Annotated in this window: 12 protein-coding genes; 6 read left to right on the forward strand and 6 right to left on the reverse strand. The window is 59.4% G+C overall.

Going from position 1 to position 17,367, the window contains the following annotated elements:
• Positions 1–78: 78 nt before the first annotated feature.
• The 3 genes from CURSPS6_RS11940 to CURSPS6_RS11950 all read right to left on the reverse strand — a co-directional run bounded on the left by CURSPS6_RS11940 (position 79) and on the right by CURSPS6_RS11950 (position 4,390).
• Positions 79–2,604 carry an excinuclease ABC subunit UvrA gene (locus CURSPS6_RS11940; RefSeq protein ID WP_082470563.1) on the reverse strand — a complete coding sequence of 842 codons (2,526 nt, stop codon included), beginning with the start codon at positions 2,602–2,604 and terminating at the stop codon, positions 79–81.
• 27 nt (positions 2,605–2,631) lie between these two features.
• Positions 2,632–3,876 (reverse strand): MFS transporter, encoded by a 1,245-nt coding sequence (locus CURSPS6_RS11945; protein WP_082470565.1) that lies wholly within the window; start codon positions 3,874–3,876, stop codon positions 2,632–2,634.
• Between the two features lie 109 nt (positions 3,877–3,985).
• On the reverse strand, positions 3,986–4,390 hold the full coding sequence (locus CURSPS6_RS11950) for a hypothetical protein (protein ID WP_030016517.1): 405 nt from the start codon (positions 4,388–4,390) through the stop codon (positions 3,986–3,988).
• 768 nt (positions 4,391–5,158) lie between these two features.
• Between CURSPS6_RS11950 and CURSPS6_RS11955 the strand changes: the two genes are divergently transcribed.
• From CURSPS6_RS11955 to CURSPS6_RS11975, 5 genes are all read left to right on the forward strand, one after another.
• Positions 5,159–6,739 (forward strand): alkaline phosphatase D family protein, encoded by a 1,581-nt coding sequence (locus CURSPS6_RS11955; RefSeq protein WP_030016519.1) that lies wholly within the window; start codon positions 5,159–5,161, stop codon positions 6,737–6,739.
• Positions 6,740–7,321: 582 nt separating this feature from the next.
• Positions 7,322–8,020: an ABC transporter ATP-binding protein gene (locus CURSPS6_RS11960; RefSeq protein WP_160319801.1), complete on the forward strand. Its 699-nt coding sequence runs from the start codon at positions 7,322–7,324 to the stop codon at positions 8,018–8,020.
• Positions 8,020–8,748: an ABC transporter permease gene (locus CURSPS6_RS11965; protein ID WP_030016521.1), complete on the forward strand. Its 729-nt coding sequence runs from the start codon at positions 8,020–8,022 to the stop codon at positions 8,746–8,748. The genes CURSPS6_RS11960 and CURSPS6_RS11965 overlap by 1 nt, the downstream gene beginning before the upstream one ends.
• 332 nt (positions 8,749–9,080) lie before the next feature.
• Positions 9,081–9,803, forward strand: coding sequence for a hypothetical protein (locus CURSPS6_RS11970; RefSeq protein WP_030016525.1), 723 nt, complete (start codon positions 9,081–9,083; stop codon positions 9,801–9,803).
• Positions 9,796–10,959, forward strand: coding sequence for a helix-turn-helix domain-containing protein (locus CURSPS6_RS11975; RefSeq protein WP_030016526.1), 1,164 nt, complete (start codon positions 9,796–9,798; stop codon positions 10,957–10,959). Before CURSPS6_RS11970 ends, CURSPS6_RS11975 begins: the two co-directional genes overlap by 8 nt.
• A 1,526-nt stretch (positions 10,960–12,485) precedes the next feature.
• Here the strand turns inward: CURSPS6_RS11975 and CURSPS6_RS11980 are convergent.
• From CURSPS6_RS11980 to CURSPS6_RS11990, 3 genes are read right to left on the reverse strand one after another with little or no spacing between them, the layout of a single operon-like run.
• Positions 12,486–14,291 carry a UvrD-helicase domain-containing protein gene (locus CURSPS6_RS11980; protein WP_030016527.1) on the reverse strand — a complete coding sequence of 602 codons (1,806 nt, stop codon included), beginning with the start codon at positions 14,289–14,291 and terminating at the stop codon, positions 12,486–12,488.
• Complete coding sequence (locus tag CURSPS6_RS11985) at positions 14,284–15,210, reverse strand: ATP-dependent endonuclease (RefSeq protein WP_051687997.1); 927 nt, start codon at positions 15,208–15,210, stop codon at positions 14,284–14,286. The genes CURSPS6_RS11980 and CURSPS6_RS11985 overlap by 8 nt, the downstream gene beginning before the upstream one ends.
• A 46-nt stretch (positions 15,211–15,256) precedes the next feature.
• Positions 15,257–16,483, reverse strand: a complete 1,227-nt coding sequence (locus CURSPS6_RS11990) for an ATP-dependent nuclease (protein ID WP_051687998.1) — start codon at positions 16,481–16,483, stop codon at positions 15,257–15,259.
• 267 nt (positions 16,484–16,750) lie between these two features.
• On the opposite strand from CURSPS6_RS11990, the gene CURSPS6_RS11995 reads away from it, so the two are divergent.
• Positions 16,751–17,353, forward strand: coding sequence for an AAA family ATPase (locus tag CURSPS6_RS11995; protein ID WP_160319802.1), 603 nt, complete (start codon positions 16,751–16,753; stop codon positions 17,351–17,353).
• Positions 17,354–17,367: the final 14 nt, after the last annotated feature.

The raw sequence follows: 17,367 nt of genomic DNA on the forward strand, positions 1-17,367 counted from the left end.
GCGGAGCCCCTCGAGATCAGCGGAGCTGCCGATGATCCTGGGGGATAGCCGGGTGTATCCGGTCCGGTAGGGCGCGCTCTACCGGGTCTCGGATGCCGCCAGCCACCGGCCCGTGACGGATTCTTCGCAGGACCCGACCTCCGCCGGCGTTCCCGCGACGAGAACACGGCCCCCACGATCGCCGGCCCCGGGGCCGAGGTCGATCACGTGGTCCGCCTCGGCGATGACCCGAAGGTCGTGTTCGGCCAGTACCACCGAATTGCCCTGGTCCACCAGCCGGTTCAGCTCCGCGATGAGGAGGTCCACGTCCGCGGGGTGGAGGCCCGTGGTCGGCTCGTCGAGCAGGTACATCGTGTGTCCCCGGGGAGCGCGCTGGAGTTCGGTCGCCAGCTTGATCCTCTGGGCCTCTCCGCCGGATAGCTCCGTCGCGGGCTGACCCAGGGTCAGGTAGCCCAGCCCGATCGCGTTGAGGGCCTTGAGCGCGCGGGAGACCAGCCGGTCCTCCTCGAAGAAGCCGAGCGCGTCCCGCACGGACAGATCGAGGACCTCGGCGATGGTCTTGCCGTTCCAGGTGACCTCGAGGGTTTCGGGGTTGTAGCGGGCGCCGTGGCAGTCGGGGCAGGGGGAGTAACTGCCCGGAAGGAAGACGAGCTCTACCTCGATCTGGCCTTCCCCCTGGCACGTCGGGCAGCGTCCTTCGACCACGTTGAAGGAGAACCTGCCGATGCCCCAGCCGCGCGCGGCGGCTTCGGTGGTGCCGGCGAACAGTTTGCGCACGCGGTCGAACAGGCCGGTGTACGTTGCCAGGCAGGACCGCGGGCTGCGGCCGATCGGCTTCTGGGTGATCTGCACGAGTCGGTCGATCGCCTCCGTGCCTTCCGCGCCGGCCAGGTCCACGTTTTCGACCGCCTCGTCGTCCAGGACGCTCGACCGAACGCTGTGACGCAGGACCGGCGCGATGACGTCGCCGAGCAGCGTGGACTTGCCCGAACCCGACACGCCGGTGATGGCGGTCAGGACGCCCAACGGGATCGAGGCGTCGACGCCGCGAATATTCCGCACCGAGATGCCACGCAACGTCAGTTCTCCCGTGGGGGTGCGGGTCTCCTCGTCGCCACGAGGCGTCGGATGCCCCCTGTACAAGTACGGGGCCGTGGCGGAATCGGGGACGTTTGCCAGCTGTTCGACCGAGCCCGAGTGCAGGATCCGGCCGCCGTCCACCCCGGCCGCCGGCCCGACATCGACCACCCAGTCTGCGTGTTCGACGAGGCGCATGTCGTGCTCGACCAAGAGGACCGAATTCCCCTCATCGAGGAATCGCTGGAACAGATCCAGCAGGATCCCCTTCTCGCTGGGGTGCAATCCCGCGGAGGGCTCGTCCAGGACGTAGGCCACGCCGAAGAGCCCCGAGCGCAGCTGCGCGGCGAGGCGTAACCGCTGCATCTCGCCGGTGGACAGCGTTTGGGCCGCCCGGTCCAGGCTCAGGTGGCCTAGGCCCAGGCCGACCATGGTCTCGAGGACGGGCACCACGTTCGGCAACAACAAGCGCTCGGCCTCGATCTCGGGGCTGTCCGGCAGCTTGCCCACCTCGATCCGACGGGCCGAAAGGAGCTCCAGGATTTCCTCGGCCGATCGCGCGTTCAACTCGTAGATCGGTTGCCCGAGGTAGGTGACCCGCAGGGCATCCGGATTCAGCCGGTGCCCCTGGCACGTCGGGCACGTGAAGGTGTCCAGAAAACGCAGGGCTCGCGCTCGCGTCTTCTCGGATTTGGCGTGGTCCACCGACTTCAACAGGTAACGGTTGACCGACTGCCACCGGCCCTTATAGGTTCCGTGCGCCTGGTCGACGCCGCGCTCCGGGTGCACCTCGACCACGGGCTGCTCGTCGGTGAACAAGATCCAGTCGCGCGTCTCGCGGGGAAGATCGCGCCACGGAAGATCCATGTCGGCGATGCCCAGGGTGCGCACGATGTCGTGGAAATTCTTCCCCAGCCAAGCCCCCGGCCAGGCCTGGATCGCGCCCTCGTTGATCGACAGGCTGGGGTCCGGAACCATCGAGCGTTCCGTGGGCTCGTGGATGGTGCCGGCGCCGTGGCATTGGGGGCACATTCCCTCCGGCGTGTTGGGGCTGAAGGTCTCGGCCAGGAGCCTGCCGCCGTGAAGGGCCGAACCGCGATCCAGGACGTCGCGGGGGTGATCGCCCGCGCGGGAGTACAGCAGGCGGATGCCGTTCGAGAGCGTGGTGATCGTCCCGACGCTGGACCGCGCGCCTCCGCCGCTGGTGCGTTGCTCGAGGGCCACCGTGGGTGGCAACCCCGTGAGCGATTCGACCCTCGGGTCCATGGTGCTCCCGATGAGCCGCCGGGCAAAGGGCGCGATGGATTCGAGGTAGCGACGCTGGGATTCACCGTGGATGGTTCCGAAGGCCAGCGAGGACTTCCCCGACCCCGAGACGCCCGTGAAGGCCACCAGCTGACCTCGCGGAAAACTCGTGGAGACGTGGCGCAGATTGTGCAGGTGAGCGTCCCGGACGGCGACGGCGTGTTCCTCCGGCAGGCTCTGATCGGTGCGGTCGGTCGTGGTGCGTGGTTCCGAGAAGGGCATGCCACGACACTACCGCCGCGCGACGGGTCACCGCCGTTTCGCGGGACGCTCCTTGACCCCCTTGGGGAGCTTGACGGTCGAGGCGAAGAGCCCCATCCAGGCCGCGCCGGCGATCGTGAGAACCCCCGTGGAGACCAGAGCGAGCGGCAGCGTGGCCACGGCCAGCAGGCCCGCCACGAGGGCGGGTCCGCCGAGCTTGCCGGAGTTGTTGAAGATCGCCCAGATACCGAGGAATTTGGCGCGCCCCACCTTGGGGCTGAGGTCAGCGCCGATGGTCATGTTGACTCCCGCGCCGAGCCCATTGCCGATGGCCATCACGATCACCGCGAGGATGGTCCACAGGAGAACCGGCTGAACCGACATCACGAGGAAGCCCGACCCGAAGATCACCAGGCAGACGATGAGAACCGCGGATCTCCCGAGCCAGTCCTTGATGTAGCCACCGGGGAACATCAACACCAGCTCGAGCGCCGCCCCGAGGGCCACGAGCAACGAGATGCCCGATTCGTGCAGGTGGATGTGTACGCCCCACAGCTGGATCATCATGGGCTGGACGGCCCGGGCGAGGGAAAGGATCGTGACGGACACGCCGGCCAGCAGGACGGCCTTCCATCGGACGTCGAGTTTGCTCGGTGCCGGGCCCTCCGCGGGATTGACCACCGGCGTCGAGGCCGTGGTCTGGCTCGGCACGGCGTCGAAACCGCGGTTGAGGGCCGGCACGCACAACACGATCACGGCCAGCACGGCGCAGAGAGCGCTGAAAATGTAGACCGACCACAGTGGAAACCACAGCAGCAACATCGCGCTGATCATGGGACCGATCAAGTTGCCCACGCGCTGGGTTCCGCCGAGGGCGGTCATGGCCCGTCCCATGTGGACCGCCGGCATCTTCTCCGCGACGACCGCCTGGCGTGCCAGACCCCAAATATCCTGAACGGGCGCCAGGAGCATGAGCAGGACGATGTACAAGATCAGGGACAGGGGCTTGGCGACCGAGCCCGAGAGGGAGAGCACCAGGAGGGCCGTGATGGCCACGGCGGCGCTCGTGCCGAAGATCATGGCCTTGCGGTCGCCGATCTTGTCGATCAGGATGCCCACCGGCACCGTGAAGAGCAGGCTGGCCGCACCCATCAGGGAGACCACGGCGCTCGAGAGGGCATCGCTGGCGCCCAGGCTCAGGGCCGAGAGGACCAGCACGGGTACGGTCGCCCCCACGCCGACGGCGAAAAGCAGAGACGGCACGATGACCGGCCAAAAAATGGGGCGAAGCATGAGGGCCAGCCTACTCCCGGGGTCGTCTCGACCTTGAAATATGAAAGAGGGCCGTTATCGCATCGGGTGATGCGGTAACGGCCCTCAGTGTGGTTCTAGCTTAAGGGACTCAGCCCACCCAGGTGATGCTGATGTAGGGGTCGAACTGAGCGGTCTGAAGGATGTGAGAATCCTTGAGGTCCACGACGCCGTCCTTGACCTCGACGCGGTGCTGCTCGTGCTGGTCACCGGAGGTGATCGAGACGTCGTAGGTGCCGTTCGGGGCCGGCAACTCACCGGGGCCGTCGGTATTGGGCACCTTCAGGAAGTACGTGGTGGGGTTCTCGGTGGACCGGACCAGCGCGGCCTGCTCCACGCCCTGCGGGGTGCTCTGCGTGCTGACGGCCTTCGCCTCGGACGAAGGAGCGGATGTGGCCTGCGCGGGCCCCATCGAGACGACGCCGGCACCGAGCGCGAGCGCGACACCGGCGGCGGCCATGGATGCCTTACGGGTGAGGTGCTGGGTGCGGATCATGAGATAACTCCTTGGTCGAAACGTTCCTGAATCCATGTGCAAGATCAGGCGTTCCCCACGCTAACCCCTGATTTTTGGGGGTAGACGAGCCCGTGATGCGGCCCTTGATCGGTCACAAAATGATCAATTCCGCGCGCTTCCGGGCCAGCGCCGTCGTTTTCTGTCCCGTGGTGGGTTGCCGCCGTGAATGGGCGTTATTCGCTCGTGACCGAATCATGAGGAAGTTCCCAGGTCGGCGGGCTCCAGGTGGCTGGTAGTTGCGGTGCCGTGGGGTGCCGGCGTGGGGCTCGCCGACCGGGCTACCGGGCCGCATGATCCCCTGGCCCGAACTGCGACGGAAAATGCGGATAAATTGCGTTGGTTCATGCGGTTGCCGACGGGTTAACCCCCTCCACGCGCTCGTCGCCTCCGCGAGGAGAGGATATGTGAGCTTATAGATAAGATTCGAATGAAAGGTTTCCGGAAATGCATTATTCGACGGTAGATCGATGTTTTCGCGTGTGATAGGAATGGTCGCCGCCGTTTCTTTGAATCCCCCGAGATTCCGGGGAAGCCCGCTCATTGCGGGGGAGGCGACGCCGTGACCCGGTCGTTGATAATGCCTCGCGAATACACGAGGAACGTTCATCGCTTCAATATTATGACGCCCAATATGTTGTGACGCGATAGTGAATATCGACGCTGTCTGTACGTCTCTTCGGCGTCATCCTCGATGGATACCTTGATGTGGCATCGCACATCAATCGTTTATTCAGTGAGGTATTCACAGTGCAGAACGCATCGTCCGGAAACGGTTCGGGACTCAATCGTCGGAAGCTCCTTCAACTCAGCGGCGTCTCCGCCACGGCCCTGGCCCTGGGGATCAACTTCTCCGGCGCCCGAGCCGCCGAGACTCCGGGGCAGGAATTCGTCGCGGAACCCGATCTCAAGGACGTCTTTGGGTTGGGAGTTGCGGCCGGCGCCCCTCGGCCGGACGGTGTGGTGTTGTGGACGCGCCTGACCCCGCAGCCGTTGGCCGAAGACGGCCTCGGCGGCATGCCTCAGCGGCCGATCACGGTGAACTGGCAGGTGGCTCGGGACGAGGGCTTCGTCGGCATCGAGAAGGAGGGAGATGCCCTGGCGCAGCCCGAGCTGTCCCACGCGGTCCATCCGCGGGTCGAGGGGCTCCAGGCCGGCACCGAGTACTTCTACCGGTTCCGGGTGGGCACCGAGATCAGCCGCGTCGGCCGTTTTAAGACCCTTCCCGCGGCGAATACGGGGCTCTCCAAATTCTCCTTCGGCTTTGTCAGCTGCCAGGCGTGGTACCACGGGCACTTCACCGCGCATAAGCACCTCGCGCAGGAGCAGGACCTGGACCTCGTGCTGTTCCTCGGCGACTACATCTACGAGTACGGCATCACCGAAAAGAACCTCACGCGCCAGGGCGCCGAGGTCGGTCCGGCCCACCGCGTGGAGACCAAGACGTTGGCCCAGTACCGCCTCCGGTATTCCTTGTTCAAGACCGATCCGCACCTTCAGGATGTGCACGCGCGGGCCGCCTGCGCCGTGATCTGGGACGACCACGAGGTGCAGAACAACTACACGGGCAAGTTCCCGGCGGAGTCGACCCCGGACCCCAACTTCCGCGAGCGGATCGCGGCGGCCTACCGGGCGTTCTACGAGAACATGCCGCTGGACGTCGAGGCCTTGCCCCAGGGCGACTCGAGCGACATCACCACCAAGATCGACGTCGGCAATCTCATTCGCTTTTCCCTGCTGGACAGCCGCCAATTCCGTGACCCGGCCCCGAAGGACGAGGCCGACCGGACACGTCCGGACCGGACCATTTTGGGTCCGGATCAGGAAGCCTGGGTCGCGAATTCCTTGCAGACCAGCCCCGCGACGTGGAACATCCTGGCCAACGGCGTGGTGCTCACGCCCATCACCGATGACCGCACGGATCAATGGGACGGGTACCCCGCGGCCCGCGAGCGGATGCTGGAAGTCATGAACCGCGCCTCCAATCCGGTGATGCTCTCCGGAGATATCCACAAGCATTCGGCGGCCGAACTGAAGCAAGACTTCAACGACCAGAACAGCCGAACCCTCGGCGTCGAACTCGTGTGCACCTCGGTCGCCTCGGACGGCGACGGCGCCAAGACGGACAGCAACACCAGCGACTGGCTGGACCACCCGTACGTCAAGCAGTACGACGGTCGCCGCGGGTACGTCCACGTGACCGTGACGCCGCAGGATATGGTCTCGAGCTTCTACTGCGTCGACTGGATCGAGAAGGACGACACGGCACCGAAGCAGCTCTCGGCGCGGTTCTACACTAAGGCCGGCCAGATGTCCTTGAGCCGGATGTAATTCCAATACCTTGATGCCCCTCGGGTCGCCTGCGTGACTCGAGGGGCGCTGTCATAGCCTCGCGGTGATCGCCGCGAGGCTATGTGGGTGATGATTACGACGGCGTTATGCCCGGTGAATCTCCTATATTGCGGGCGACCTTGTCCCTCATGGGTGACTTGTATAACATCCTTTCTCGCGGACGCTGGTCTATCGGTGCCTCATCATTCTTGGGGGCAAGCGCCGCGACCGCTCATACGGTTCTTGAGAGGGTTTCACGATGAGAACAGGCTCAGAGATTTTCGCGATTCGTATCCCGGGCGCCGAGTCCGGTTCCTGACGGTCTCGGTCTCCTGGGGGCGCTTGGTCGTGCCCATCGCACCGACCATCGCGAAAAACCCCCGACGGCCCTTCCCTCGAGGAAGCGCCAGCCTGAGCACCGTCGCGAATCTTTCATCGGGGCCCTAGGCCCCTTATAGAGGCAAACCCGCCAGAAGCTTGTGACACTGCGGTTTGCCTATCTCTTCCTGCCCAATTAACAGTGCGGTCTCATCGTCGAGGCCGTGTGAAAGGGGAATCGTGATGGAGCCCTTGGTGACCGGGATGGGCCTGGTCAAGAAATATCCGAAACGCGAGAGACCGGCCGTCGACGGCTTGGATCTCGCCATTTACCCGGGTGACGTGATTGCGGTCGTTGGACACAACGGAGCCGGCAAGTCGACGCTCTTCGACATGATCGGTGGTTTGTCACGCCCCACTTCAGGAACCGTGACGATCAACGTCGACCGGACACGTATCGGATGGTGTCCACAGCGCGAAATCGTGGATTGGTCGTTGACCGTGCGGCAGAACATCGCATTAGGTCTCGAGCTGCGCCAACCTGCGCTTCGTCGGAAATCTCGCGCGGTGGTAGCCAAAGTCGCCGAAACGCTTCGGCTGGATGCCCACTTGGATAAGACGGCTCAAACGCTTTCGGGCGGGGAGCTGCGGCGGACCCAGATTGGCCGCGCCTTAGCGGGGGATCCCGAGCTGATGATTCTCGACGAGCCCACCACCGGATTGGACCCTGAAGGCATCGAGGCGGTGTTTGGGTACCTCGATGACCGTCGACGGGATGGCGCGGCCGCGCTGATCAGCACCCACGAAACCTCGCGTTTTTCCGGCCACTGCACTCGCGTGGTTGCGATCAGCGGGGGACGGATGATCGCCGACATGCCCGTCGACGAATACTTGGCGTGCTCATCGCGACCGACGGAAGACCTCTGGGACGTTTACCAGCAGTTGAAGGAGGACTCTCGCTGATGCGCCCGCTCATCCTCACGAAATTCCATTTCGCGTCCCTGTGGAATTGGCGAAATTCGTATCTTGGCCGTTTCATCGAACCGGTCGCATACCTACTGTTCTTGTCCGCGGGCCTTCAAGGGGCATTAGAAGATCGAACCGGGCCGTACGCCGAATTCATCCTTGCCGGAATGGTCTGCTTATTGTCCTTCCGAGCCGCGACGGCCAGCATGAGCGATGTCTCCAATGACCGTAAGTGGGGCGTGTTTGCCATCTACGCCCTGCAGGGTGGGTCGACTATGGGCTACATGCTGAGCATCGTGATTTTTGCGTCGTCGGTGTTCCTGGGGCAATTGATTCTGCTGTTGTTGTGCTCATTTCTGGTTTTCGGAGGTTCCGCGCCCGATGTTGGGTCGATGTCGTCGTTGGCGGGGCTGGGAATTCTCCTCGTGATCGGGTGGAGCGGGTTTGGGGCGGCCCTCGGAGGCAAGATCAATTCGTATGCTGCTCGTGACTTGGTGGTCACGGTGACGTCGCTGCCGGTCATCTTGGCGGCGCCGCTGTTCTATCCGATTTCTGGCGGATGGCTCGGAATCGTCGCGGCTTTTAACCCTTTGACGTACCAGGTGGAGGTTCTCCGGGAACCGGCCGCGGTCTGGGTGTTGGCCGTGGCGGCGTGGGCCGTCGTGGGGTTCCTGCTGGCGGTGTTTACTCTGCGACGTGCGGAGAGCCTGAGTCGGGAGCGGTGACGACGCGGGATAGTAGTCAATAACGCAGAGTGGCGAGTGGACGTCTCGAGTGCAACGAATCTCCATAGATGCATGGATCGAACTCCTCGACAAACTGCACACTGCGAATTTCGTTCGCAGGTTCACCGTTCACAACCATCTCAGAACACGTGATGAGATCGCGACCGAACTTATATTCCCGTTGGTGAGGTGCTCTGGCCCGTGGGCGGGATGCCGAAAGGCAGGCGCTCTTCGCGGAAGTACATATTGAGGCGGGGAGCAGTCTGAGCGTTCTAGGTTCGAAAATGAAGTGATGTGGTAATCTAGGCGCAGAATAGTGAAGGGAGCCCGAGGTGGCGATCGATGAGGGGCGCGCATGGGCGCTACGGACACTGGGAGTTGACGGCGTCTTGGTTCGGGAGCAAATCCCAGCCATTATTCGCAACTGCCACGAGAAGATGGCGAACGCGCAGGCGGAAGCTGACATGAGGCACACCGGGGTGTATGGGCAGATATGGCGTAAGTGTCTGGATGAGTTCGTCTCGGTGCTCGGGCAGCTTCCATCTGCTGAGATCGTTCCACGGCGAGGCTACAGGCTGGTCTCATTCAATGGCGTGGTCTTGTTCCCCTGGCGCTTCGCCAGGGATCGATCCACGGACATCGGATCGCGCCCTTTCGCAGTTTCAGAATCGCGCATCTCACTATTCACGCAGGAACGAGACGTCGCACAGCAGCATCTCGACATTGAGTTCGAACACTCAGAACTGAGTGAAGAAGAGCGTCTGCTTGTCGCGAGCGAAGCCGCGAAACTCGAGGAGACACTTTCATCTCATCGTGTGGTTGTTGTGCCTTTCGCGAGCAACCCGTCTGCACTTCACAGCATCGACTGGGGCGAGGCCACACTGGGAATTGACGGCTCCCTCACCTTTGAGATGATGGAGTCTTTGCTCGATATTGGATTGGGCTCGCTGGTGGCTATCGAGTCCGCAGAAGGCCAGGGCTTCTCTGACGGGCCTATCCCGCGCCCTCAGCTGGGGGTGAAGACGGAGGAAGCGGGTGGAGGTACTCATGGATGATCGGGAAACCCTCTTCTCTCTGGGCGCGCAAGTTGGGCGTCCTCATCTCGAAGCTGTCGCGTTCAACTTCGATCCTGCACGTTTGACGCAGGCGCGGTTTGCGGCAGGTCTTTCCAAGGCAAGGCTCGCCGAACTCGTCGGAGTGACGCCCTCGGCCATCGGTCAGTACGAATCACGGGCTTCCACGCCGCGACGTGATCTCCTTCCCGTGATAGCTCAGGCCTTACACGTTCCCGTGGAATACTTCGCAGCTGGCCGCCCAATTGGTCGAGTGGACGGCTCCCGTGCGCACTTTCGAAGCTTGCGTTCGACGTCCGCCCGGGACCGCGCGAAGGCCATCGCCTTTATCGAACAGGTTTGGGAGCTGACGTTCGCACTGGAGAAGAAGGTCCGTTTCCCGGAGGTTGATCTACCTTCGATAGATCGAGGTCAGATGGACCCGCTTTCAGCAGCTAAGGCTCTTCGCGTGCAGTGGGGCCTTGGCGTGAAGCCGGTGAAGCATCTGGTCGCCCTGACAGAGTCGCACGGGATTGTTGTCAGCCTGCTCTCCATGATGAACGCGGATGTTGCTCGCGTGGGCGCGTTTTCTACGTCGCACCTGGAAAGGCCTATCATCGTCGTCACTCCGGAACGGGCAAAGTCCGTGTTTGTGTACAGGTTTACGGTCGCGCACGAGCTTGGGCACCTGCTGTTACATGGAGAGGCGGCACCAGGTGATAAACAGCAGGAACGCGAAGCTGACCAGTTCGCGGCGGAGTTTCTTACACCGGGAGCGCAGATCGTGAACATGCTGCCTCGGAGGGTGGATCTGCCGAGACTGGACGAGTTGTCGCGACACTGGGGTGTTTCCATAGACTCGTTGCTGTTGCGAATGAAGGAGACCGGCACTGTTTCTGATGCATCGATCCGTCGCGGGTACCAGAAGCTGAATCAGTTGCGTGGCTCGGGACTGGAAACGCCTGAACCCGTGAAAGCCTATCCGGGAGAAGTGCCCACTATGCTTGCACAGGCGGCCGAGCTAGCCAATGAATCAGGCTTTGGACAGGCTGATCTTGCACGAGAACTGAGGTGGCACCCTGCGCGGGTGCGTGAGGTCCTCGGCGTGGAAGATCCTCGACCGGCCCTACGGCTAGTCAGAGACCAATCCCAGGCATAGGTACGTATACTCAGACTCCTGGCGTAGCTTAATACGAATGAAGTCATCTCTACTCCAGAACCTCGAGAGAACGAGCACATCTATACGAGAGTATCGACGTTCGATTGACGGCGGAGGGCTGGGCGTTCACGGGTTGAACCCCGATTGGCGGTGTGTCCTGCGACGTACGGAGAGTCTGAATTGGGAGTGGTGACTGGTCTGAGCTACAAGTTAAAAACATGAGAGTCAGTCACGACGGCCGTACGATCTAAGAGTCGCAATTTATTTGAAAAACGTTTACCTCGGACCATTACAGGTGCCATATTCATTGCATGACTCGCCTGGGATTCACCGTCCGCAACCACAAGAGCATCTGTGATGAAATCACGATTAACTTCACGGGCCCCCTCGTCGAGAACACTCCAGTCCAGGGATGGTGAGTCGGGGCGGCGACGTTCCAAATTGAAGGCACTTTCTGTGGGGGGATGATACGGGTAAGTCGGTTATTCTCGATGCCTTGGTTGTATATCATCGAAGCAAGCGATTGTTCTGCCGGCATGTGGCAGGCGTTTAGGCCGGTGTGGTGGTTGCCGTTTTATCTCGATGGAAGCGAGCAAACGGTGTCCAGTTCCTATGAGTTGAACTTCGTTTACCGTTGTTGGCAGCAACTCACGGTTTAGAGGTGGACCACGACGGTTTCCGTGGAGAATCGCTCGGGAACTTGCCTAACTCACGGGATCTCCTGGAAAGTGATCGGGACACCGAACGTTGGAACTCCATCAGAACGGTCGATCCTCTTTTTCGTTGACGGATCGCGAGCTGGTCCAGAGCTGGGTCCGTCCTCTCTGCGATGCATCGTTCCAGTCAGCGGTCCAGCGGCTGGTCGACAATTTCGGTTGCATTCCAGCAAAAGCCTTTCACCGGGATTACCTTTGGTGGGCATCGCTAAATCTTTGATGGAAAAAGGCATCAAGACTGAGAATAACGAGCGCCATGAACCGTCCTTCCTGGGCGCGGCGCCACCGTCGGATTTCCCCTTGTTCCTTCCTAAATTCTCAGGCTAGATGTAGAACCATAGCTGGATAGAGATACATATACGCGCCGTAGTTCCAGTCGATGGCTCGGTCCGAGCCCACGGCAGAAGGCCCTCTCAAAGAAGTTCACTTGTTGCGAGCAACGAGTCGGGAGGGCGGCCCCCTAGACTTGCGCGCCCTGGAATCTCGGCCAAATGAGCGACGCCTTCCCGCAGGTGTGGCTTCCGAAGAACATCCCGCGTGACGCGATCTACACGACACCTGTCGGGGCCTGAAAATGAGGCGTTCCGGTGACGCTCCTCGCCGGCTCTTGCCTCAATGGCATTGCCATCTCCGCGAACAAATCGAGACCTGAGGACTGGGCTGGTCGCATCTCCTGGTCATTCAGCGCATTTGGAACACGTTCAAGATGCTCTGAATCGACCCCGTCGGCTTCACCAAGTCGATCCACGTGCAATTCTATGAGCAGAAGGGTCGTCGCGACAGAGTTGAAAATCTAATAGCCACCCGACATCAACGTAGTGACGGGTCGACGATCGAACGGGAGCTGTAATCATAGGTGGCAAGTGATCTAAGCACGTTACTCTGGTACCTCGGATAACCTGGACGACCACGACCAGTTTCCGAAATGAGGTAGAGGTTCAGGCGAGCTCGTGACCCAATCACGAACATGAGCTTCTTTGCTGAATCCAACTTCTTATGGGCGGGCTCGCCAAAGTGAGGGACTAAACCTTCAAGCAAACCAAAGGCTATGACAGAGTCGAACTCTGCGCCTTTGACGCCGTGAATGGTGGAGATGACGATTCCGGTTCTAGGGCGAAAAACGGCCCGAAAAGTTTCAATATCATCAACGTTGATGCTCTCCTCCTTGTGGATGCGAGCGATTCTGTTGGATGTCCTATCAAAGAAGCCTTGACGTTGAATCGACAGCTCAGAGTCTGGCCTGATGGCGAGATTAAATGACCTAGAAAGGTTGTCGAAGTATTCCGCTAGATACTCAGTCCCTCTGGAGGCTCGTACCTGAATGCCGTTGGTTACCTTCAAGAAATCCCTAGGACTCAAATCATGAACATGTCCAGCTTTTGCCAATTCATCCAAGACCTCGCGTGCCCAACGGATCCGTTGTCGGAATAGGTCTGGTGCCGAATCGGTTAGAGCGAGCCGCGCTACTTTGTACCAGAAGTTGTCGCGATTCTCAGCAAATGGCGATAGTCCAGGGCCGTTGAAGTCGTATTCAGGCAGTGCTTGAACGAGAGATCTCGTGATTGAGGCTAGGTGTATCCACCAGGGGGCGACGATACAGATTTGCTCTGGCGGGATGCCAAGCACCTCAACGTTATGCCTAATGAGCTGTGAAATTGCCTGAACGAGTCCCGATTTATCGATTGTCGTATCGTGTACCAGATCTCCATGCCGTTCTCGATGTTGACCGGTCGCTTGGATTTGTAGCGGATTGACAGCAAAGTGGCTGAAATAGTCGACGATATGTTGTGAGGATCGGTAGTTGTTTTTCAGGGTTAGCTGCTTCACTGGTCGTCCGATCAAAGCGCTGATTTCATCGGCTGTCCTGGCGACGCCACCAAGGGACCCAAATATGGCCTGGTTGGGGTCACCTACAATGAACAATTTCGTTTTGCACTCTTTTTCTCTAATTATGCGCGATATAATTGAGTACTGGATATCTCTCGTATCCTGATATTCATCGATGGCGATGACGCGGAAGAGTTTGCTGAGTCGCTTAGCGATGGGTCGGTGCTCGATGATTAAATCATGCGCAAACTTGAGCATCATCTCGAAGTCGATCTTCTTTTGTTCAAGCAAGCGTTCGTGATACTCCGCTATAGACGACTGGACGGCTATTATGTTCGCACTTGGAATGCCTCTATCGGGGGAGAACCCGCGATCGGTTGCGTGGTACTTACAATCGTATTGCGACCTCAGTGGTGGATGACGTTTTGCAATTTCTTTCAGGAGCTCTTCGCTCTCGAACGTGTCGACCACGCTAAATCCGTCTCGGAGATTCTCATGATAAATGGAGTAAGGACGTAGTATCCAGGTGAAACAAAAGCTGTGGATGGTACCTACCCAGAGCTGACTGATGTCGACCCCCATGGCCTCAATGCGGTCACGGATTTCCTCTGCCGCTATGTGAGTATAGGTAAGGGCAACGACGAACTCTCGGTGTGAGGTGACTTGTGAAAGTTCCGCTGCGATCTTGTGAATGAGTGTGTGTGTTTTTCCGCTTCCGGGGCAGGCTACTACGAGAACGTCCCCTTCGGCCGCCAGAGCCTCTCGTTGTTCCTGGTTTAGTTTATCCACGGTAGCTTCGCTGTTCGAATGCCCGTAAAAGTTGCAGAAGACGATCATCTACTTCGGGCATGAGTTCTATTTCTGAGAGCACGGAGTCGAGATCGAATTGTTCGTGTGTGAACTGCTTGAGCAGCTCCCGTCCGCCGTGGATCTGGTCCTCGTCCACGGTCTCGGATTCCTCCCATTTGCCGATGCGATAATCGATGATGCGTGCCCAGGTTTCGCGTGGTAGAACTTCGGCCGCGAAGGCCAGCGCATTGAGTATGTAATTAGGAAGTACAGGTCCGCAGTGTGGGTCGGCAACGTCGAGATGGTCGCTAACCAGTAGCGCGAACCACCCCTTTCCTACTTTCTCGGCTAGATAGAGGACCGCTTGTCCGTACTGAGCAATCACGTCGGTGCGCAGCGACTGCTTTTTCGACTCTCGGGGATCTTCTCGTGTATAGATGCTGTTGACGGTCGACACGAGAATTTCCCGGTTCGCTTTAGAAGCGTCCGCGAAATCAACCTCGAAGGTGTGCGGTGCGTACTCTACTTGGAGGTAAGGATTGTCCCTTGAGAACGAATCAAGCGATGCCTTCCGATCTCGCCCGGATTTGGCTGAAGATTCTGCTGTCCTCTTGCGTTGGGCGACAGCGTCTGAATCGCCATCGACTGGAGCCAAACTGAAGAACGCGGCGTCGGAATCGGTCACGATTGCACATCGCTTTCGAAGGCGATCTTCGTGGAATAGGTTACCGAGATTATTGAATCCCGTACTACGAACGTTGATTAAGCTAACGCCGATTTCGTCGAGACTTATGCCGTAGATTTTCTTCACTAAGCTCGGTATGAGGATTTCTTCCGCATCACCCTCGACCAGCAGAACGCTTCGGGAGAAAAGAAGGTTTGAGCGGATGGCATCGAGAAAGCGTTGAGCTGACTGCACTTCACTCGCTCCGAGGCCTGTTGACGGTTGGAGCGCAACCCACGAGCTACCCTCGCGCGAGAGATACGTTTACTCGTTGGATTTCGCTTACCTCGGATATGTGCGTGGAGTGAGTCGAGTATATGATTTGTGTGTTCTCGAAAGTGACACGGTTGAATAGCGTTTTCTGTACGTGGGTATGAATGTGTGCCTCAGGCTCTTCAATGAGCAAGAAGTTGGCGATTGCTTGACGTTTTGATTGGTACTCAAATTCGAGAAGCTTCAGGGTTAGATAAACGAGGTTAGCACCACCGAGGCTCATTTCGTGCAACCCTCGAAGCGCAGAGTCTCCGTGTTCACTCACGTAAAGTTTGAGCGATTGGAAGAGGTCGGAGGACTTCAAGGGAAGTTCAGACTGGATCTTCATTGATGTTGGCGAATAGGTTTCACCAACTGCATCTTTGAAGGTCTTTTTAATCCCCCTTGTTACGTCCTGAACGTCATCCCTGCCCTCAATGCTTTCATTGAGCTCTCGGACCATTTCCAGGATATCGTCAAAGTCGCCTTCAGGAATTTCTTCGCTTCTGATGGATAGGAGCGTTCGAAGCGGGTTCTTCCGAGGGTCATTGAAATCAGCAACGACGTTCCGAAGCGCGGGCACATAAGAGAGTGAAAACTCGCGCCATAGAGACATGTCTCGCTGGACAGGAACTCCGGTCTCCGCGGTGTAATTCGGCAATGAATTGTTTTTAGTGGAAGGAAATATGACATTATCGAAGTCACCAACGATCCGAGCGTACTCATCTGGGTTGGTTAGGTCGACGCTCATTTTCCCAAGGAGAACTCGCTCGTAATCGTCAAGTGTGATCGCTTCCTGTAACGCTAATAGGCCCTTGTGGTCTCCGGTCGTCAAGGTGGAGAGCTCGTTCCTCTTTTGTGTATTGGGCCTAAATACTAGAGCGTACGTAGCGCGGTCGGTGTCTCCTGTAGAATCGTCCGCAGTGTGTTGTAACAAGAGCGATTGGACTGCCTCATCGTCGCTGACGTCACCAAACTCGATCTTGATTACGATCCAGTGACCGCGCCAGTCGCTCAGGCCTCGGTGGAAGTCGGTATCCCTTAGGTCGTGGCGCCGCGTCGCGAAAGTGTCGTCGAGGAGGAGGCGTATGGCACGAAAGAGATTTGATTTCCCCGATCCATTCTCACCGATGATGGTGTTAACGCCAGGAGTGAGTGCGACGTTAGTTCGCGCAAAGTTGCGATAGTTGGTTAGCGATACACGTGATATGTGCACGATGCTTCCTATTCCCTTTTGCCGGTGGGGTGAGTCCCTATGCTCTGCAGAGGAAAGCCGCCATGAGGCTACGGGGGGCAAATGGTAGGCGAGCACTCGTGCCCCGACTGTAGTTCAATCAACTGGCTTGATGTTGCGATAGGTGGATACGAGTCCTAGCGTACGCTAAGCTCCGTTTTGGAGGAAGCATGTTAGATACTGACGGGTACCACGACACTCCTTTGAGAGAGGTTGCCCCACCAATCGGGGTGTACTTTGCATTCGCCGGTGAGCCGAGCGATTCAGCAACTGCGGCGTGCGGTTCGCGAAGAGTTCCGGGACGAATTCGACACCGATGATGCCGATCTCGGTCAAGACCTGGAGAACGACGAGTTCTCTCAGGCATCACGATATCTCGTGTTTACGCACCGAGGTAACGGCGAGAATAGTCCTGAATTCTCTATTGAGGATGAAAGCGACGGCACCATTGCGTGGCTCGCAACCGCGGTACCGGCGCTGGAGGCTTTGCGCGGAGGGACCTTGCTTCTGGTCGACGAGATCGACTCCAGCCTTCATCCGCACCTGCTCGAAGTCTTGCTGGGTGCATTCGCGGATCCCACGGTTAATACGCGAAACGCCCAGCTGGTTTTCACCAGTCACGAATCGTACGTGCTCTCTCCACTGAGTGAGGTGGCGCTCGACCCCGAGCAGATTTGGTTCACCGACAAGTCCTACGACGGCGCCACGGAGGTCGCGTGCCTCGCGGACTTCCCCAAACACCCCGACGCGAATGTCGCCCGCCGGTATCTCTTGGGCCGATACGGAGGAGTGCCGAGACTCGCGCCGAACACTTTTGCCGCTTTGGTCGGCAATGTGCGCAATAGGGGGTAGCGCTCAACCATTGG

It is taken from the genome of Curtobacterium sp. S6 (assembly GCF_000710345.2).
Lineage (GTDB): Bacteria > Actinomycetota > Actinomycetes > Actinomycetales > Micrococcaceae > Rothia.